The organism is Myxococcus sp. AB036A, assembly GCF_006547355.1.
GTDB lineage: Bacteria > Myxococcota > Myxococcia > Myxococcales > Myxococcaceae > Myxococcus > Myxococcus virescens.
Map to the genome: position 1 here is coordinate 21,355 of NZ_VHLC01000083.1, position 19,384 is coordinate 40,738.

At 69.4% G+C, this 19,384-nt stretch carries 16 protein-coding genes; 6 read left to right on the forward strand and 10 right to left on the reverse strand.

All coding sequences use genetic code 11. The annotated features are described in order from the left end of the window. Window positions 1-6: 6 nt before the first annotated feature. The 3 genes from FL344_RS27890 to FL344_RS27900 are packed head-to-tail and all read right to left on the reverse strand — an operon-like array spanning window position 7 to window position 2,977. Window positions 7-2,133, reverse strand: a complete 2,127-nt coding sequence (locus FL344_RS27890) for a mucoidy inhibitor MuiA family protein (RefSeq protein ID WP_141620668.1) — start codon at window positions 2,131-2,133, stop codon at window positions 7-9. Window positions 2,134-2,169: 36 nt separating this feature from the next. Beyond that, the gene (locus FL344_RS27895; protein WP_090485344.1) at window positions 2,170-2,706 is read right to left on the reverse strand and encodes a metal-dependent hydrolase; all 537 of its coding nucleotides are present in this window, start codon (window positions 2,704-2,706) and stop codon (window positions 2,170-2,172) included. Between the two features lie 37 nt (window positions 2,707-2,743). Continuing rightward, window positions 2,744-2,977, reverse strand: coding sequence for a hypothetical protein (locus FL344_RS27900; RefSeq protein WP_090485340.1), 234 nt, complete (start codon window positions 2,975-2,977; stop codon window positions 2,744-2,746). A gap of 101 nt (window positions 2,978-3,078) precedes the next feature. Between FL344_RS27900 and FL344_RS27905 the strand changes: the two genes are divergently transcribed. After that, a complete protein-coding gene (locus tag FL344_RS27905; protein WP_141620669.1) occupies window positions 3,079-3,627 on the forward strand; it encodes a MarR family winged helix-turn-helix transcriptional regulator in 549 nt (182 codons plus the stop codon). A 62-nt stretch (window positions 3,628-3,689) separates the two neighbouring features. Here FL344_RS27905 and FL344_RS27910 read toward each other — a convergent pair whose 3' ends face one another. Continuing rightward, window positions 3,690-4,736, reverse strand: coding sequence for a polysaccharide lyase (locus FL344_RS27910; RefSeq protein ID WP_141620670.1), 1,047 nt, complete (start codon window positions 4,734-4,736; stop codon window positions 3,690-3,692). 452 nt (window positions 4,737-5,188) lie between these two features. On the opposite strand from FL344_RS27910, the gene FL344_RS27915 reads away from it, so the two are divergent. Then, window positions 5,189-7,933 carry a CHAT domain-containing protein gene (locus FL344_RS27915; RefSeq protein ID WP_141620671.1) on the forward strand — a complete coding sequence of 915 codons (2,745 nt, stop codon included), beginning with the start codon at window positions 5,189-5,191 and terminating at the stop codon, window positions 7,931-7,933. Window positions 7,934-7,960: 27 nt separating this feature from the next. Here FL344_RS27915 and FL344_RS27920 read toward each other — a convergent pair whose 3' ends face one another. Next, window positions 7,961-8,968, reverse strand: coding sequence for a cupin-like domain-containing protein (locus tag FL344_RS27920; protein ID WP_141588295.1), 1,008 nt, complete (start codon window positions 8,966-8,968; stop codon window positions 7,961-7,963). Between the two features lie 140 nt (window positions 8,969-9,108). Between FL344_RS27920 and FL344_RS27925 the strand changes: the two genes are divergently transcribed. From FL344_RS27925 to FL344_RS27940, 4 genes are all read left to right on the forward strand, one after another. Beyond that, the gene (locus FL344_RS27925) at window positions 9,109-9,294 is read left to right on the forward strand and encodes a hypothetical protein (RefSeq protein WP_141588294.1); all 186 of its coding nucleotides are present in this window, start codon (window positions 9,109-9,111) and stop codon (window positions 9,292-9,294) included. Window positions 9,295-9,429: 135 nt separating this feature from the next. Beyond that, window positions 9,430-9,990: an RNA polymerase sigma factor gene (locus FL344_RS27930; RefSeq protein ID WP_090485326.1), complete on the forward strand. Its 561-nt coding sequence runs from the start codon at window positions 9,430-9,432 to the stop codon at window positions 9,988-9,990. After that, entirely contained in the window at window positions 9,987-11,390 is a 1,404-nt protein-coding gene (locus FL344_RS27935; RefSeq protein ID WP_141620672.1) for a zf-HC2 domain-containing protein, read from the forward strand. The genes FL344_RS27930 and FL344_RS27935 overlap by 4 nt, the downstream gene beginning before the upstream one ends. A 180-nt stretch (window positions 11,391-11,570) precedes the next feature. Continuing rightward, a complete protein-coding gene (locus FL344_RS27940) occupies window positions 11,571-13,208 on the forward strand; it encodes an acyl-CoA synthetase (protein ID WP_194863284.1) in 1,638 nt (545 codons plus the stop codon). 11 nt (window positions 13,209-13,219) lie between these two features. Here FL344_RS27940 and FL344_RS27945 read toward each other — a convergent pair whose 3' ends face one another. From FL344_RS27945 to FL344_RS27965, 5 genes are all read right to left on the reverse strand, one after another. Beyond that, window positions 13,220-14,389, reverse strand: a complete 1,170-nt coding sequence (locus FL344_RS27945) for an acyl-CoA dehydrogenase family protein (RefSeq protein WP_141588292.1) — start codon at window positions 14,387-14,389, stop codon at window positions 13,220-13,222. A 169-nt stretch (window positions 14,390-14,558) separates the two neighbouring features. Further along, entirely contained in the window at window positions 14,559-15,983 is a 1,425-nt protein-coding gene (gene gndA, locus FL344_RS27950; protein WP_141620673.1) for an NADP-dependent phosphogluconate dehydrogenase, read from the reverse strand. A 37-nt stretch (window positions 15,984-16,020) separates the two neighbouring features. Continuing rightward, window positions 16,021-16,692, reverse strand: coding sequence for a 6-phosphogluconolactonase (pgl, locus tag FL344_RS27955; protein WP_141620674.1), 672 nt, complete (start codon window positions 16,690-16,692; stop codon window positions 16,021-16,023). Next, the gene (zwf, locus tag FL344_RS27960; protein WP_141620675.1) at window positions 16,689-18,233 is read right to left on the reverse strand and encodes a glucose-6-phosphate dehydrogenase; all 1,545 of its coding nucleotides are present in this window, start codon (window positions 18,231-18,233) and stop codon (window positions 16,689-16,691) included. Before zwf ends, pgl begins: the two co-directional genes overlap by 4 nt. A 123-nt stretch (window positions 18,234-18,356) precedes the next feature. Then, complete coding sequence (locus tag FL344_RS27965; protein WP_141620676.1) at window positions 18,357-19,256, reverse strand: FkbM family methyltransferase; 900 nt, start codon at window positions 19,254-19,256, stop codon at window positions 18,357-18,359. Window positions 19,257-19,384: the final 128 nt, after the last annotated feature.

Here is a 19,384-nt window from a genome sequence, read left to right on the forward strand (position 1 = left end):
CTCGGGCTAGTTCTTCTGGTACAGATGCCAGCCCTTGGGGCGGCTCAGGGTGTATTGGAAGGAGACGGTGGACTTGCCCGACGGTGGCACCACCACGTGCCACTGGAGCTTGCCTGTTGCCTTGTCTGGCTGTGCGGAAGGCTCGGCGCGGACCAGGGCTACGCCCACCTTGCCGTCGGTGTTGAGCGGCAGTTGGTCCACCACACTCACGGCCAGGGGGAAGGGATAGGGATTGGGGACCTCGATGGTGACTTCGTAGGTGCCCACCTCTTCCTTGGAGATGAAGCCCTTCTCAGCCTCGACCAGCCGCACGTTCCGGGCGCTGCGCACCGCTCGATCGATGCCCAGCGGCAAGGTGAAGGACTCGCCGGGAACGAGGGTGGCCAAGGTCGCAGTGCCGGCTGGGTCCGTACCGACGAAGAGCGACGCATGGCCTCCCGGGAGCACGCTCCGGGATGGGCCCTGAAGAGTTGCGACAAGGTACGCGTCCTGCGAGAGCGCGGGGAATACCTTGCGCTCCACCTGCACTGGCCAGGACTCGGAAACCAGGGGGATGCTGCGTTCACCCTTGCGACTGAAGAGCGTCTCACGGTGCTGTGAGGTGAAGGTGAGGCTGTATCCCCCTGCGGCGGCGACCGGTGACCCATCGGCGAACGCGGGGGAACTCCAGCCAAGCGGTGGATTCACTCCCACGGTTCGCAGGTAGCTGCCGTCCTTGTCGCGTCTGAGTGCGATTCGCTTGATGAACTCTTGATCGACGTTGACGCCCATGCTCGCGGAACCGACGCCGATTGTGGGGGGCGCGCCAACGATCTCGCGGACCTCTGTGATGCCTCCGGGCAGAATCTCCGCGTTGACACGAATCGTGCGGTTCAGCCGGAGTTGGACGTCACTGCGGGCATACGGCTGATAACCTTCCCGCTCGAACCGTAGGGTGTAGAGACCAGGGGGGAGGTTGGGGAGGCGGTACGTACCATGCGCGTCAGTCACGGCCAGGTGTGCTGAATCGCTTGAGGTCGAGGTCGCGGTGACGACCACGTCGGGCAGCGGCTGACGGGCTTGGGCGTCCACGATTGAACCCAAGATGGTGCTTGATCCCGCGGCCACATGTTGCGCGGTGGCTTGGTGATTCGAGGGCACCGGTTGTTCCGCGGAACTCGGCTGTCCGGCGAGCCTCCTCAGTTGAGCACGCAGTGCCACCTCGGCGGAGTCCGTGGCCTGGGGGAGGGCGTTGGGTGTGGATGGAGCGGGCCGGCTGGACTCCTTGTAGGGCTTGGGCGTGGGGATGAACCGCTCCCGGAGGCCCAGCTTCCAGGTTCTCAGCTCGGGCATTTCCGAGGCGTTGGCGGGCAGTGCGGTGCTGAGCGTGAGACGGGCGCCCTCCCAGTCCTCCCCTGTCTCCTGGCTCACGCGGCCGTAAAAGGCCATCTGCATTCGCTGCGTCTCGGGCTGGAACTGCAGCTCATATCGGGGATACCAACGGGCCCCGGTGGTGAGGTACGTCAACGCCACCTTCGTGGTGCGTTTCCCCGTGAGCGTAGCGGTCACTTCGACACCGGGCTCACCAAACGTCTGGCCCAACGCCGTGGCGCGCTCCTTGTGCTGCTGCTGTTCCTTCTGGAGCGTCGCGGATTGCGCCTCCAGCTCTCGCATCCGGGCCTCCATCCGGGCCACGTTGTCCACGAGGAAGGACACCGCGGCGTTCCAGGTGGTGGGCGGAGTCTGGGCGCGCGCGGCTTCGCTGTCGGACCGTGCCGAGGGACGAACCCGCCGGAGCGCTTCAATCTGCGCATGGTGGACGTTTCGTTCAGCCGTGATGCGAGCGAGCGCCGCGTCGATTTCCTCCAGGCGCGCGATGAGCTTTCGGGCTTCGTCGTGAGAGAAGGCCTCCCCCTTCACGGTGCGCACGTCGACGTGGGACACCTCCGCGCCCTCGGCTTCGACGCGGATGGAGTCGGTGTCCACGTTCTGGGGCAGCCGGGGAAACGTCACCCGCCGCGAGCCGGACACCGTGAGGCTGCCGGAGCGAACCACTTGCGCCTGGTCACTGTAGACAGTGACTGACGTGACGGGGGCGTCGAGCGACGCCCCCAGCACGCCCACTGCCATCAACCCGAGTTCGAGGATGAGCATGCGTCCATGCTGGCGACGGACGCATGGACAATCACGTCATGGTTCCCGCACGAAATCCTCACGGAGGAACCGGCGCCGGAGCGTGCGCGTGACCTCCGCGTCCCACCGGGCGGAGAACACCTCCACGAAGGTGCGTCGGAAGCGCAGCGCGCACGCCAGACACAGCAGCGTGGTGGCCAGCCCGATGACGGCGTTCTGCCAGGAGGCGAGGTTCCACTGCCCCTCCCAGAACCACTCCCGCATGCTCGTGGGCCAGTAGTAGTAGATGGGCCAGCCCGGGCCGCTGCCCGCGAGGTCGCAGAGCAGGTGCAGGTGAAAGGTGAACAGGGACAGGGCCGCCACCCGCAGCCGCTGCCGCGCCAGCGCCGCGCAGGCCACCGCCGTGACGATGGCACCCACGTAGCCATGGAAGATGACGTGGTGATAGCGGAAGTAATACGCCTCGCCCGCGAGCAGCGTGAGTCCATCCAGGTCCGGCGCCAGTCCCGCGCAGGTGACGAGGATGCGGTCCCTGCGCTCCTTCAGACCCTGCGCCGCGAGCCAGGCCAGCTCGGCATGGACAATGGGATTCATGCCCGCAGCCTATGCCGCTGCCTGGCCTCATTTCACCTCACCCGACCACGGGTGCGCGCCGGGGCGTGCCGAGCAGCTCCAACGTGCGCATCGCCACGTCCACCAGGGAGGAGGCACACGGGTGGCAGCCTCCACCGCAGCAGCCCGGCCAGTCACCCTCCGGGTCGCGAAGGAGGGGATACACGCAACCCCGCAGCGAGTCCGGCAAGCCGACCTCCTCGCACGCGCGGCGCAGGGCCGTCTGCACAGCGGCGTCCTTCACATCCAGCACGGCCTGTTCATAACGCCCGGGCCAGCAGGCGCCAGCCCACGGTGCGGAGCGCGCCCTTTCTGATTGCCTAAAATCATTAGGAGCCTTACGAGGCCTGTGCCGTGCCTACTCGACCTCCCACTTCCCCGACGCCCGCGGCGATGCCGCGCTACGAGCGGCTCCAGCGCCTGGCGCTGCGCTTCCCCGAGCTCGACGCCAGCGCCATCGAGACGTGCATCACGTTGCTGCGGGCCTCGCACGACTTGTCGGGGGCCTATGAGGCGCACCTGGGCCGTCACGGGCTGTCGATGGGGCGCTTCATGGTGCTGGTCCGACTGCTCACCACCGAGGACGACGACGTGGAGCGCGTGAGTGGGCTCACGCCCGCGGACCTCGCGGAGAGCTCTGGCGTCAGCCGGGCCACGATGACGGGGCTGCTGGACACGTTGGAGAAGGATGCCCTCATCTCCCGCGAGGACCATCCGGAGGACCGCCGCATGTATACGGTGCGCCTCACGCCCAAGGCCCGGCAACTCATCGAGAGCGTGTTGCCGGACCACTACCGGCGGATTGCCGCGCTGATGGCGCCCTTGAGTGAAGACGAGCGCACCACGCTGCGGACGTTGCTGGCCAAGGTCACCTCAGGGCTCCCCCTGCTCAAGGAGCCCTGACTCGCGACCTTGCCGCGCGGGGCCTGCCGTATCACCGACACGCCCCGCGATGCCGAGGCCGCTCAGCGCTTCGCGTGGGCGCGAGCCTGTGCTGGCTTGCGGCGGCGGGCGAACACCGCGGCGAAGGAGAGCAGGCCCACCGCGGCGGTGATGGGCCCGCCCGCCGTTCCGCCGCCGGAGGCATTGCAGCCCCGCGCCCCGTCGGCGCCCAGCGGACTCTCCCTGGAGAGGATGTCCTCGGGGGTGGTGACGCCCCAGCGGGTCTGCGGCTGCGTGTCGGGCGTCCGGACGATGGGCACGTCGGGGCGCTCCTCGGACGGCGCGTCCTCACCTGGCTGTTCCGGCGCGGGAGTGGTGGGCTCCGGTGCGGGGGGCTCGGGGGCCGGCTCCGGCGTCGTCGGCGGCGGCATGACCTCCTCCAGCGTCGAGGCCATGGTGAAACCGTCGTGGTACACGCTGGCCTCGGGACGGATGGCGTCATCGCGGTACAGGCCCAGCTTCAGGTAGTTCATCTCCTTGCCGAACTGCGTCGCGACGTAGGTCTTCGGCACGACGACCTCGTTGTTGTGCCAGAGCTGGACGAAGCCCGTCTTCGCATTGGGCGACCACTTCACCTGCAACACGAAGTCGCTCCAGTCACCGCGCTTGAGCGGGGCCGTCCACAGCACCTTGCCCTTCGCGCCGCCCACGCGCATGTGCATCGCTTCGCCGCGCACGTAGAACTCCAGCGGCGGTGAGCCGCAGCAGCCCTCCTGGTGCCACTGCGCGAAGACCTGCCAGCTGTCATCGAGCGGGTAGTTGGTGGGGAAGAGGGTGCTCCACTTGTAGTACCAGGTGGAGTCCGTCTTCTCCTGGCTGATGTAGAGCAGTTCATTGCGGTTGCCGCTGGCGTTGATGGGGTCATCGCCCTGGCGCACCGTGGCCTTCAGCGCATAGCGGCCCTCGCGGACCACATCCGTCACCACCTGGAGACGGCTGTTGGAGACGCTCTGACTGCGCGTCCACTGCGAGGTATTGCCCGTCTCGAAGTCGCCTTTCCACGCCACGTCCGCGGAGGCGAACGAGGGAATCAGAGACACCAGGGCGGCGAGTCGAAGCAGCTGCGTCAAGCGAGGTCCTTTCGTTCCAGGTTGGCGCAGTGGGACACTCAGGCGGACGTGCTACTTCCCGCTCGTGCCCTCTCGTAGAACCCTCGGGCGGACGTGGCTCCGCCGCCTCACGCGGAGGGCTGCCTGACGGGCGGGCCCCTGGCGTCATGCTGGCTTTTTCCTCCGCGGAGACAGTGATTCCGGAGGGATGCGAGGAGGACCTGCACTCAAGGTTTTCGGCGCAAGCCGTCTCCAGGTCAGGCCGCCTGGTTCACGGCCTGACCACCTGGCGAATCGTGGGCGGGCAGTCGGGGAGGTGGGTTGGAAAAAGCGGGAGAAATGCCGCGGGTGGCGATGAGCCAGGCGTCTGTTTCTGGTTGCCCAGCCTCCTCCAGAAGTCGGTGGGGAACGGTGGATGGTGTACAACGCGGTAGTTGGGCGACTGCTTGGGGGATGGCGCCCGAGGGGGCAGTATGTTGAAGCCGGCGTACGACAAAGTCCTGGTCCTGGCGCTGGCCACGCCCGTCTTGGTGTTGACCGTCCTTCTTGCCCGCACGCCCTCCAAGGGAAGCGGGGCACCTGTCTCCGCGCAGTTCTGGGCGGAGCGCCGCTCCGCGTCACGCATCGAGGCCCGGCTCACGCACCCCGAAGCGGACCGCTACCGGCCACGCATGTCGGCGGGCGGCTGCCCCGTGGCTCCCGAGCCCATCCCGCTGCGAGACCTCGCCCGGCTGGAGGAAGCGGGCGACCTGTCCGGTATCGCCTCCGCGTATGCCCTTCAGGGCGAGTGGAACCAGGCGGCCTCGTTCCTGGAGCGCATGCCCGCCTCTCCGGACCGCGACAGTGATTTGGCGGCGGTGTACCTCGCCCGCGGCTCACATGAGCAGGCCTTGCGGTTGCTGGACGGCGTGCTGAAGGCGCAGCCGAAGCATGCGCAGGCCATGTGGAACCGCGCGCTGGTGCTCCAGGCCATGGGGCTCACGATGAAGGCGGCGGACACCTTCGAACAGGTGGCGCTGATGGGGGAGCCGGGCTGGAGCCGCGAGGCGAAGGCCAACGCTCGCGAGCAACGCGACGCCACGATGGAGCGCGCCCGCCGGTGGAAGGAAGCGCGCGAAGCCACGCTGGCGCTGATGGATGACCCTCAGGCACCTCTTCCGCTGGAGGCGGCCCGCAAGGACCCGGGCATCGTCCGGCAGGCCTTCTATGAAGTGGTCCGCGCGGCGCCGTCGAAGGAGCGCGTCCTGGCCCTGCTGCCCCTGGCGCAGGAGCTGGACCGCGGCCACGGCGGCTCCGCGCTGGCGGACTACGTCAAGCGGGTGAGCGGCCGGAACTTCACGCGCCGCGGCGCGCTGTCGCGTGAGTACGCGTCGCTGGTGCGCGGCAAGCTGAACCGGCCGGACAAGCTGCTGGAGCGGGTGCTGGCGTCGGGAGAGGACGACCTCTTCCTGGGCACGGCCCAGCACACGCGGGCCACGCGCCGCATGTTTTCGCAGGTGGTGGAGCGGGCGAAGCGCCAGAACGACCCCTGGTTCAACCTCTACATCGAGCGTGAGGAGGCCATCCGCGAGACGGCCGAGGGCCAGTGGTGGAAGGCCGAGCAGCGCATCTTCAACGCGCTCCAGCGCTGCCGCGAGGGCGGCCTGTCCGCGCGCTGCGTGGACCTGGAGCTGCGCCTGGGCATCCTCTACGCCGACCTCCAGCGCCTCACCGAGGGCGAGCAGCATGCCCGCGCCGCCTGGGCCTGGGCGCGCCAGCTCCGGGAATGGGACATGGAGTTCACCGCCCTGGAGGCGCTGGCCGCCATCACCCGCTCACGCGGGGACTTCGCCAGCTCGCGTGCCTATGTGGAGGAGTGGTCCGCCCGCGGGCACGTCAACTGCGTCTGGCCCCGGGAGAACCTGGCCCACACGTACTACCTGGACAACCGCATGGACGACGCGCGCCGCGAGGTGGACGCGAACGCCGCCTGCAAGAACGAGCCGCTGAGCCTGCTGTTCGCCGTCAACCTCGCGGAGCTGTCGCGCACCCGGCCGAAGCCTGGGGACGAGGCGTTGCTGCGGCAGGCCCTCACGTGGGCCGACCACAGCAACCCCATGCCCAGCGACGCGGTGTATGCCCGTTACGTGGAGGGCCGCTTCCTGCTGGATTCCGACAGAGCCCGGGGGCTGGCGCTGCTGCGGCAGACCATCACCGAGGCGGAGGCGTTGCCTCGGGGAGATTCACTGGCGCGCGAGGCCTGGGCGCTGAGCTATTCGTCGCTCGTCACGGACGCGGGCAAGGCGGGCGAGTACACCCAGGCGCTGGAGTTGATGGCCGCGCAGCTCGGCACGCCCGTGCCCCAGCGCTGTGCCCTGGCGGCGGCGGTGCATGGCGAGCGCACGGTGCTGGTGGCGCGCGGGACGCAAGGCCAGGTGCTGGGCCACTACGAGACGGACCGGCAGGGGCCATTCATCCGCGCGGACACCTCGCGGCTGGTGCCGGATCGGCTGCGTGAGGTGTTGCGTGGCTGTGAGCGCGTGGACGTGCTCGCCTGGCCGCCCGTCTTCGGCCGCACGGACCTGTTGCCGCCGGAGGTGCCCTGGAGCTTCCGGCTCGGCCGCACGGCCCAGCCGCGCACCACGCCCACGGCCCGGCGGCTCGTCGTCTCCAGCGTGGATGCGCCCGCGCTGCTCCAACTGCCGCGGCTGCCGCAGTGGTTGCCCTCGCAGGAGCCGGAGGCGGTGCCGCTGCAGGTGCTGTCCGGCTCGGACGCCACGCCTGCGCGCGTGCTGGCGGACATGCGGGACGCCACCGAAATCGAAATCCACGCCCACGGCATCATGGACCCGGCGCTCTCGGATGCGTCGCTGGTGGTGCTGTCCCCGGAGACGAGCGGCCGCTACGCGCTCACCGCGGACGTGGTGCGGCAGCAGACGCTCACGGGGGCGCCCATGGTGTTCCTGGCGGCGTGCAGCGCCGGACGCGCGGCGAGCACCACCACCAGCCACGAGCCCTTCAGCCTGCCCGCGGCCTTCATCGACGCGGGCGCGCGGGCGGTGCTGGCCTCCACGGTGGACATCCCGGATGCCGCCGGCCGCTTCTTCGATGGGGTCCGGCGCCGCATTCGCGAAGGGGCCGCGCCGGCGGTGGCGCTGCGGGACGAGCGTCAGCGCTGGCTGGAGCGGGACAGCCGTGCCGGGTGGACCCGGCACGTCATCCTCGTGGAGTCATATTGAGCGCAGGCGGCCGCGTGGTGTGGCCGTCTACTGCGGAGTCCTCAGGTGCGTGTTGCCTCCCGGGAGCTGGAAATGATGGAACGTGACAGTGGCGCTCACGTCCAGTGCGCGCACCCAGTGCCACCACCCCACGGGCAGGAAGAGCAGCTCGCCCGGCTCCACCACGCCCTCCAGGACGGTGGCCTCGCCGTAGAGCGGGAAGCGCGCCGCGTCCGGGCTCGCCGCGTCCACGGAGCTGAAGGTGCCATGGCGCGGGTAGACGAGGTGGCGCTGGAAGGACGGCACCAGCCGCACGTGCTTGCGGCCCATCACCTGGCCCAGCAGCACGTTCATGTTGTCATGGTGGAGCGGGGTGACGGTGCCCGGCGGTCCCAGCAGCAGCGTCGTCATGTCGGGACGCAGCTCCGGGTCGATGATGCCGGCGGGCGCGCGGATGTCCTCGCGCAGCCGGGCCAATCCGTCGCGCTTCCAGTTCTCATTGCGCGGCACCATGTAGAAGTCATTCGTCTCGCCGCCCGTCTCCACCCGCTGGATGTAGTCGCGCAGCTTCACCACCTGGCGGTGTTTGTCGGGCTGCGAGGCATGGTCCGGGTTGGCGTCGCGCCCGGACATGATTTCCACCTCCGCGTCCCCGAAGCGCTCCCGGAAGTCCGCGAGCGACCAGCGGCGCATCGCCGGCCAGTCCTCCATGAAGCCTTGCAGCACCACCGGCCGGTGACCGAAGTAGTAGCGGGTGAAGAACTCCTCCGGGCTCACCCCTCGGCGCTTCTCCAGCGTCACCGCGCCGGACTGGCGGTGCAGCTCCGCGTAGAGGTCCGCCAGCGCCTCCAGCCACTCGTAGCGCCGGCCAATCCGCCGCGCCGCCACCACGTAGGGGTGCGCCTGTGCCGCGGCGATTTCCCGCTGCGCCAGCGAAGCCTCCACGCCCGCATCCACGAGCACCCGCTGCGCGTCCTCCGCGCTCACGCCCAGGGCGAGGTTCTCCGCCAGCCAGGTGTGCCACTCCAATGCCAGGCGCGAATCTTCCCTGCTCATTCAGAACTCCGTGAATTCCATGTCGCGAGTCGCCCCGTCAGATGCGCGGGGTTGGCGCGTGTCATGATAAGAACTGTACGTGTTGCCGTATCATCCATGTCTAGCTTTCAAACCATCCCCATCGCGAGGTGCGAGCGCTCATGACGCCCGTCGAAACCCTTATGGCCGGTAGCTTGGATTCCGAGTCCGGTGAAGCCCATGTCAAGAACACCTACGTCAACTGCGACACGGCCAGCGTCGCCCCGCGCAAGCGGCTCCCGCTGCCGTCGCCGGCGGTTCCTCCCCTGGTCGGGCCGGAGCATCCGAACGCCAGCCAGGTCCGCTGATCTCCAGGCCCGGGCAGGGTTTTTCACCCTCCCGGGCATTTTTCTGTCCGGGTCCTTCTTTTTTTCTTCTCAAGGATTGGACCGCTGCGCGTCTTTGACTGGGTAACGCGCAGGCGCGCATGTGAGTGGGGCTGCATGTCCAACCTCTTCAACCGGGACCGGAGGCGCTTCGAAGCGTTCATCCGTCAGCATCGGCCCAGCCTTCTGGGGCTGGCCCGCCGGTTGTGTGCCCGCTCCAGCCTGGAGCCGGAGGACCTCGTCCAGGAGACCTTCGAGCGGGCGATGCCGGAGTTCGAGCATCTGAAGGACCGGACGGACTCCGCGGCGGCTGCGTGGCTGTGTACGACGATGACGAACCGCTTCCTGGACTACTGCCGCCGCCAGCGGACGGAGTCCCGGGGGATGCCGCACCTGGCGCTGGTCCAGGATTTGGCGGTGTCACCAGAGGAGACCCAGGAGAACTGGGCGCTGGTGAGCACCGACGCCTTCCAGAAGGCCATCGAGCGGCTGAAGCCGCACCTGCGTGATGCCTACCGCCTGCATGCGGAGGGCAAGCGCTACAACGCCATCGCCGAGCATTTCAATGTTCCCGTGGGCACCGTGGGCAGCTGGCTCACCCTGGCCCGTAGGGATTTGAAGGAACTGCTGCTGCCCCAGGTGGCGGTAGCCCGGGAGCAGGGGGCCACGAGCTCATGACGACGCCATGCACCAATCTGCACCTCTTCGTGGACGGAGAGCTGTCCGCTCCCGACGCGGAGGTCTTCCGCCAGCACCTGGGGCGCTGCCCTGAATGCGAGGCGGGGCTGAGGGAGCTGCTTCAGTTGGAGCTGCTGGCCTCCCGCGCCCTGGGTAGTAGCGCCAGCGTCGCCGAGCCGCCGCCCGCGAAGGTGACGCCGCTGCGGCCGTGGATGCAGCGGATGTCCCGCACGGTGGTGCCAGTGGCGTTGGCGGCGGGGTTGGCGGCGGTGGGCGTGTTCCGTCTCCAGACGCAGCCGGAGGCCCCCACCGACGTGTGGCTGGCGGGCGCGGACGTGCGGACCTTGGAGGCGCGGCTCAGCCACCCGATGGCGGACCGCTTCCGGCCCTACGAGCCGATGCGCGGCACGTCCGGCGCCGCGAACCCGCTGCCGCTGCGTCCCCTGGCGGAGCTGGAGGAGCAGCAGGACTTCCGGGGCATCGCCGCCGCCTATGCGCTGCGCGGGGACTGGCAGCAGGCGGAGTCCTTCCTGGCGCGGGCACCGGCCTCGGCGGACCGGGACAATGACCGCGCGGTGGTGGCCCTCAGCGGCCAGCGGTGGGAGGAAGCGCTGAACCTGCTCGGCGGCGCGCTGCGCCAGGAGCCGCGGCATGCGCAGGCGCTGTGGAACCGGGGGCTGGCGCTGCGGGGACTGGGCCTGCTGAAGCAGGCAGAGGCGTCGTTCCGCGACGTCGCGTCGCTGCCGGGCCAGGCGGCGGGCTGGCAGGTGGCCGCGGAGAAGCGTGCGGACGAGATGCGTGCGCTGCGTGACGCGGAGGCCGCGCGGTGGCAGCGCCAGGTGCGGGAGACGTGGACGCAGCTCACCGAGAAGACGGCGGATGCGGCGTACCTGGTGCGGCAACAGCCCGCGGTGACGCGAGCGGCCCTCTATGAAGCGGTGCGTACGGCCACTTCGGCGAACGCGGTGGCCTCCCTGTTGCCGTTCGCCTCGGCGTTGGATGGGCTGGGTGAAGGCACGGTGCTCCAGGACTACGTCCGGGATGTGGCCTCCCGCGACTTCAAGGTGCGTGCGCCGCTGGCGGAGGACTATGCGCGGCTGGTGAAGGGGGCGCTGGTTCCGGGGCTGCTGGAGCGACTGCGCGCCTCCCAGGAGACGGACCTGTACGTCGGCGCGCTGCTCCACACGGGCGAGGCCGTCCGGGATGCGGAGTCGCTCAAGGCCCTGCAGCGCTACGCCCATGGCTCCAGGGACCCGTGGCTCAACCTGCTGGCCGAGCGTGAGCGGGCCCGGAGTGAGGAGGCGTCCGGCCGCGCGGCCAACGCCGAGCACCTGCTGTTGGCCACGCTCCGCACGTGTGGTGCGTACAACACGCTCTTCCCGTGCGCTGAAATCAACTGAGCGCTCGCTTCGGATGACGTCGCGCGGAGGCCGGCCTGTGACAGGGCCGGCCTCCTGCTTTTGTGGGCTTCGTGCAGGCGCGTGTCCGGGACCGGGCGAACGCGGGACTCGTGAAGGACGTCCCTGGCGTGTCGTGGCAGGCTCTGGCGGTTGGTTTCTTCCGCCCAGGAGTTGGCCACCATGCCCCTGTCACCCCCTCGGAACATGAAGGACTACGAGGCCACCCGCCGGGACTTTCGCTGGGAGCGGCCCGAGCACTTCAACTTCGCGGCCGACGTCATCGACCGGCACGCCGCCGAGCGCCCGGAGGCGCTGGCCCTGCTGTGGTCCGACGAAGCCGGGCAGGAGCGGCGCTTCACGTGGCAGGACTTGCGGCGGCGCTCGCTGCACGCGGCCCGCTTCCTGACGCAGCAGGGGCTTCGCCGGGGGGACCGGGTCTTCATCATGATGCCGCGCGTGCCGGAGTGGTGGTTCCTGGTGCTGGGCTGCATTCGCGCGGGCATCGTCTTCATGCCGGGCACGCCCATGCTCACGCCGAAGGACATCCGTTACCGGTTGGAGGTGGCGGAGGCCCAGGCGGTGATTGCGGACGTGAGCTGCCTGGAGCGCTTCGACGGCCTGGTGGGGACGGCGGGCAAGGTCCGCACCTGGGTGTCGGTGGGCGAGGGCGCGCCGTCGCCGTGGGCGCGCTACGTGTCCGGCGTCGCGGAGGCGGACGCGGGCGCGGCCTTCGAGCCCACGCGCGCGGATGCGCCGTTGCTCATCTACTTCACGTCCGGCACCACGGGCATGCCGAAGATGGTGCTGCACACGCAGGCCAGCTACGGGCAGGGGCACGTGATTACCGGCCGCTACTGGCTGGACCTGACACCGGAGGACCGGCACCTGACGCTCAGCGACACCGGCTGGGCCAAGTGCGCGTGGGGCAAGCTCTTCGGCCCGTGGAGCCAGGGCGCGTGCAACGTCGTCTATGACTTCCGTGGCCGCTTCGAGCCCGCGAAGCTGCTGAAGGTGCTGGAGACGCAGAAGGTCACCACCTTCTGCGCGCCGCCCACCGCGTGGCGGGCGCTGGTGCTCCAGGACTTGAAGGACTTCGACCTGTCTTCGCTGCGGCACACGGTGAGCGCGGGCGAGCCGCTCAATCCGGAAGTCATCGACACGTGGAAGGACGCCACCGGGCTGCACATCCATGAGGGCTACGGGCAGACGGAGACGGTGATGATTGTGGGCATGTTCCCCTCCATGGCGCCGCGCGTGGGTTCCATGGGCAAGCCGTCCCCGGGCTTCACGGTGAGCGTCATCGACGACCAGGGCCAGGAGGTGGCGGACGGGCAGGAGGGGGACATCGCGGTGCGGGTGGTGCCCGAGCGGCCCGTGGGGTTGTTCCAGGGCTATCTCGGGGACGACGCGGCCAACGCGGCGTGCCGGCGTGGTGACTGGTACGTGACGGGAGACCGGGCCGTGCGCGACGCGGACGGCTACTTCTGGTTCGTGGGGCGCGCGGATGACGTCATCAAGACGTCGGGCTACCGCGTGGGGCCCTTCGAGGTGGAGTCCGCGTTGCTGGAGCACGACGCGGTGGCGGAGTCGGCCGTCATCGGTGTGCCGGACGAGAAGATTGGCCAGCGGGTGAAGGCCTTCGTGGTGCTGGCGCCGGGGCATACGGCCTCCCCGGCGCTCGCGCAGGCGTTGCAGGAGCACGTGAAGCGGACGACGGCGCCCTACAAGTACCCGCGCGAAATCGAGTTCGTCACCGAGCTGCCCAAGACGGTGAGCGGGAAGATTCGCCGCGCGGAGCTGCGCACCCCGCGGACGTAGCGGGCGCGCCGTTAGGCTTCGAAGAGGACGGGGAAGCCCAGGAGCGCGCTGCCTTCCTGGGTGAACCAGCCCTCCGCCACGGCTGCGTGCTGGGTGAGGGTGTGGATGTCGCGGAAACGGCGCTGGAGTGATGCGCCATCGCGCACGGACGTGGCGCCGCCCGCGTGGTAGCAGGCCGTCACGACCTCGGCGGCTGTCTCCACGGCCCACGTCAGGGTGGAGGACACCTGCGGCGCGAGGGCGAAGGCCTTCACCGGGGACTGCTGGCAGGCGTCCCAGAACACCTCACCCATGCGGCGGAGGGCGTCGTGAGCGGCGCGGGCGCCCGTCTCCGCGCGGCCCAGCCGGTTGCGGAACACAGGGGAGTCCACGAGCGAGGTGCGCGCATACAGCCGGCGCTTGCCCGCGCGGGCCAGGGTGAGCAGGTCGTCCACCGCGCCCTGGGCGATGCCCACCGCCACCGCGCCGATGTGCATGGCGTAGTGCAGCACCGGCACCACGAAGTTGGCGCCCGGCACGGAGGGCTGGCCGGTGAAGATGTCGAAGGTGCGTTGCTGGGGGACGAAGGCGTCGATGGCGATGTCGTGGCTGCCGGTGCCGCGCAAGCCGAGCACGTCCCAGTGCTCGATGATGCGGACCTCGTTGGCGGGGAGCAGCATGGCGCGCGTCTCGGGCATGCCCTCGGCGGGGCCCGCGCGGGGCTTGCCGTCTGCGCCAAGGACGACACAGTTGCCGAACAGCCATTCACTCTGGCGGCAGCCGGTGGCGAAGTTCCAGTGGCCGGTGACGCGGTAGCCGCCGTCCACCTGCACGGCCTTGCCCTGGGCATTGAAGGCGCCGCCCACGGTGGCATTGGGCCCGGCGGCGTAGATGGCATCGAACTCCTCGCGGAGGAGGAGGGCGAAGAGTTGGGGGCTCTCCGTGGCAATCATCATCGTCCAGGCGGTGGAGGCGTCCGCGCGGGCCAGCTCGGAGAGGATGTCCAGCCCGGTGACAAGATTCAGCTCCAGCCCGCCATGGCTGCGAGGGACAAGCATCCGGTAGACGCCGATGTCCTTCAGCGTGGCGATGAGGTCCAAGGGGAGCTGCCGTGCCTGCTCAATCTCCCCACTGCGAGCGGAGAGGGCAGGGGCCAACTCACGTACCGCATGCAGCAGGTCCGCTCCGGCATCCAGCGTCATGGTCGAGGCTCCGGAAAGAGAGCTTCAAAGATGCCTGATGCGCGATGTCTGTGAAAGGTGCAGTGCGCTAATGGTTTCAGGTCCTGCGCGCCAGGGCATTCGATGAGCAGGAATTGCCGTGTCCGCGGCCCGGGCGTCCTGGGGAACGCCCGGGTCAGGCAGGCCCGTGCTACTTTCCCCACTCCGTGTGGACGAAGCCCGCTTCCGGTCTGTCCTTGCGCTGATACGTGTGCGCGCCGAAGGCGTCACGCTGGGCCTGGGTGAGGTTCTGCGGCAGCTCCGCGGTGCGGTAGCTGTCCAGGTACGCCAGGGAGGCGCTGAACACCGGCACGGGGATGCCCACGCGCGTGGCCACGCCCACCACCTGCCGCCACGCGGGGGCCATGCGCTCCAGCACCGGCGCGAAGGCGTCGGACACCATCAGGTTGGGCAGCGTCGGCTGCTGCTGGAAGGCCTCGCGCAGCGGCGTGAGCAGCTTCGCGCGGATGATGCAGCCACCCCGCCAGATGCGCGCCAGCTCCGCCGGGTTGATGTTCCACTGATACTCCTGGGACGCGGCCTGGATGAGCCGCATGCCCTGCGCATACGTCACCACCCGCGCCGCGTAGAGCGCGTCATGCGTCCACGCCGCCAGCTGCGCCCGCTCCTCCTTGCTGAGCTGCCCCACCGGGCCGTTCAGCTTCGGCGCGGCGGCCACGCGTTCGTCCTTCATGGAGGACAGGATGCGCGCGTCCAGTGACGCGGCGATGGAGGGAATCGGGACGCCCAAATCCAGCGCCACCTGCACCGTCCACTTGCCGGTGCCCTTCTGGCCCGCCTTGTCCAACACCAGGTCCACCAGCGGCTTGCCCGTCTCCGGGTCCTTCTGGCGCAGCACCTTGATGGTGGTCTCCAGCAGGAACGAGCCGGCGATGCCATGGTCCCACTGGGACAGCAGGTCCGCCAACGCGTCCGCGTCCAGCCCGAGCCCGCGGCGCAGCACGTCGTACGTCTCCGCGAGCAACTGCATGTCCGCGTACTCGATGCCGTTGTGCACCATCTTCACGAAGTGCCCGGCACCGTCCGCCCCCACGTAGGTGACACACGGCCCCATGTCCGTCGTCGCGGCGATGGCTTCGAACACCGGACGCACCAGCTCGTACGCCGCGGGAGCGCCGCCCGGCATGATGGAGGGGCCGTTGCGCGCGCCCTCCTCGCCGCCGGACACGCCGACGCCCAGGAAGTGGATGCCCTGGGCCTTGCACTGCTCCTCGCGGCGGCGCGTGTCCAGGAACCACGAGTTACCGGCATCCATGATGACGTCGCCCTCCGCCATCAGCGGCAGCAGGCGCTCCAGCATGGAGTCCACCGCCGCGCCCGCCGTCACCATCAGCAGCACCTTGCGCGGGCGCTCCAGCCGCTGAACGAAGGCCTCCAGCGACTCGGTGCCCCAGACCTCGGGGTGCCCGTGCTTGCGGTGCATCTCATCGATGCGCTCCGCGTGCCTGTCCCACACGGCCACCCGGAAGCCGTGGTCCGCGATGTTGAGGGCGAGGCTCGCCCCCATGACGCCCATTCCCGCCACGCCGAACTGCGCGCCCGCTGCCTCACTCATCGTTGGTTCCTCCTGGAAGGTTCGCGACTGGGATCCCTCACCGCCCGGCGGCGGCGGGGTCCAGCATCCACTCCGAATTCGTCACCCGGGCGGCGGGGAGGCTCAGGTCTCCCGCCAGCGCCCGGCGCACCGTGTCCTGCTTGCCCGCCCCCGATACGAGGGTCAGCACGTGCCGCGCGGACCGCAATACCGGCAGCGTCAACGTCATCCGCCAGGGCGGCGGCTTGGGCCCCACCACCGCCAGGACGCGCTGCTCGGATTCCTCCAGCGCGGGGTGGCCGGGGAAGAGGCTGGCCGTGTGCCCGTCCTCTCCCATGCCCAGCAACACCACGTCCAGGGCAGCAGGCAGCTTCGCCGCGTAGTCCTTCGCGGCGGCGTCCCGGTCCTCGCGCTCACCCTCCATGCGGAACACCTGCGACGGCGACAGCCGAAGCGGACGCAGCAGCGTGTCCTCCACCCTCCGGTAGTTGCTGTCCGCGTGGTCGGGCGGCACGAAGCGCTCGTCCACGAAGTAGACGTCCACGCGCTCCCAGGGAAGCACCTGCGCCGCCAGCGCCCGGTACGCGGGCCCCGGCGTGCTGCCGCCCGACAGGGCCAGGCTGACGCGACGCTGGGTGGCGAGCGTGTCCTGGAGCGCGCGCGCCATCCACGCCGCGGCTTCCCGGGGCAGGGACTCGGTGGGCACGACGTGCGTGCGCGCGGCGCTCATAGGCCCGTCCACCGGCGGCCATCCCGGGCCAGCAGCGCGGCCGCGGCATCCGGGCCCGCGCTGCCACCGGGGTAGCTGTGCGCCGGGCCGCCCTCGCCGGACTCCAGGGCTTGGAGGATGGGCGTCACGAAGGTCCACGCCTGCTCCACGCTGTCCTGCCGCGCGTAGAGGGTGGCGTTGCCGCGCATGCAGTCCAGCAGCAGGCGCTCGTAGGCTTCGGGGACCGGCCGCTGGAAGGTCTCCTGGTAGTTGAAGTCCATGGTGACGCCCGCGATGTTGACATCCTCGCCGGGCACCTTGGATTCGAAGGAGAGCGCGATGCCTTCCTGGGGCTGGATGCGCAGCGTGAGCACGTTGGGCTGCAGCCGCTGACAGGTGGCGCCTTCCCCGGAGAAGAGGCTGATGGGCACCGATTTGAAGTGGATGGACACCTCCGTCACGCGCCGCTTCAGCTTCTTGCCCGCGCGCAGATAGAAGGGCACGCCCGCCCAGCGCCAGTTGTCGATGTTCATCTTCATGGCGACGTAGGTCGGCGTGCGTGAGCCGGCCTTCACGCCCTTCTCCTGGAGGTAGCCCTCGTACTGGCCGGCCACCACCGCGCGGGACACCTCGCGGCCCTCCATCGGGCGCAGCGCGCGGATGACCTTGTTCTTCTCGTCGCGGATGTCCTCGGCGCCGAAGGACACGGGCGGCTCCATGGCGCACAGCGCGAGCACCTGGAGCAGGTGGTTCTGCACCATGTCCCGGATGACGCCCGTCTCGTCGTAGAAGCCGCCGCGCCCCTCCACGCCCAGCGTCTCCGCCGCGGTGATTTCCACGTGGTCGATGTTCTGCCGGTTCCACAGCGGCTCGAAGATGGCGTTGGCGAAGCGGAAGACGAGGATGTTCTGGACGGTCTCCTTGCCCAGGTAGTGGTCGATGCGGAATATCTGCCGCTCGTCCAGCACCGCCGCCAGCTCGCGGTTGAGCGCGCGGGCGCTCTCCAAATCGTGGCCGAAGGGCTTCTCGATGATGAGCCGCTGCCACGGGCGTTGGTCGGTCTGTTCCTGGCGCTTCAGCAGCCCCGACTCCGACAGGCCGTGGAGGATTTGGGGGAAGGTGGAGGCCGGGGTGGCCAGGTAATAGAACTGGTTGCCTCGGGTGCCGAACCGCTGGGCGACCCGGTCGAGCTCCTCGCGCAGGCGCACGAAGGACTTCGGGTCGTCATAGCCGCCGGAGATGAGCTCCAGGCGCGGGGCGAAGTCCTTCCAGACGGCCTCGTCCAGGGGCTGGGTGCGGGCGAACTTCAGCAGGGATGCCTTCACATGCTCGCGGAAGGCCTCGCTGTCTCCTTCGGAGCGGCTGAAGGCGACGACGGCGAAGTTCTCCGGCAGCAGGTGGTCTCGCGCCAACTCGAAGAGGGCCGGGAACAGCTTGCGCTGGGCCAGGTCTCCGGTGGCGCCGAACAGCACCAGCGCGCACGGGTCGGGCCGCCGGGCGCGAACGAGCGGGTCTCCTTCTCGGGGATGGGTCTCGATATGCAGGCCCTGATGCGCGTCCATTCGCTGCCTCCCTCCGGGTTGGGTCCGGCGGGCACCTTACGCCTTCCGAGCAACCACCGGGCAAGGGAGAGTGTGGGCAGTGACGCCGGTCCGACGTTGCGGAGCGCGCCTGCTCCGCGCCCTTCAAGGCAGGCAGAGCAACTGGTACCGCTGGGTGTCGTGCTGCTTCACTTCGCGCAGGTCGACACGGCACGCCTGTTCAATGTCTCCGAAAGGCGACACCCGACCCCACAGGCGGCGCAGGTGGCTCTGCTTCGCCTTGAAGTCGTCGGGGGACACGTAGGCGCGGATGTTCTTGTAGTGACCTTCCAGCACCTCGCAGACGCGGCGAGGGTCGGCTCGCGCATACTCACCCCGTGCGTGGACCTCGATGTAGAGGATGGGCTTGTCCGGACGTTCGAGCGTGGCCCGCATGCCGGCCAGCACGTCCAGCTCGAAGCCCTCCACGTCGACCTTCACGAAGTCCACGTGTGACAGGCCCTGCTTCTGGACGAAGCCGTCCACGGTGACGACCGGGACGGTGATGCCCTCCGCGCCCTCTTCGGGAACGTGTCCGTTGAGGCCCGTGGCGAAGGTGATGACGCCTTCCTGCGAGCCCACCGCCGCCTGGATGGCCTGGCAGTTGCGCAGGTGGTTGTTCTGGAAGTTGGCGTTCAGCTCCGCGTAGTTCTCCGGCTCGGGCTCGAAGCTGAAGAGCTGTCCCAGCGGGCCGATGCGGCTGCGCAGGTACATGGACAGGTAGCCGATGTTGGCTCCCACGTCGAAGGCCACCATGCCCGGCCGCAGATGGGGGGCGATGAGCGGAAGGTCCGACAGGAAGTCGTCGCCCTGCAGGTACAGCAGCATGTGCGTCGTGCTGCGGTGGGCCTTCAATGTCAGGTCATAGCCAAACAGCCTGCGCTGGACCTCGAGCGGCTGCTGACCGTTCAACTCCAGCAGCAACCGCGCCGTGCGCAGCTGGCTGAAGGGGACGAACGTGTGGGCGAGTCGGGCGGCTCGGAGCGCGGGGTCGATGGGATGCATGGGGGCGCTCCCGTCTTTATGGCAGCGGCAGGTCCACGGGCAAGGAGCGGCGAATTGCCCTTGGGGGCTGGTCTCCATGGCGCCCCCCGGGCCGGTCGGCTGGATGGGAGGGGCGCGGCCGTGGGAAT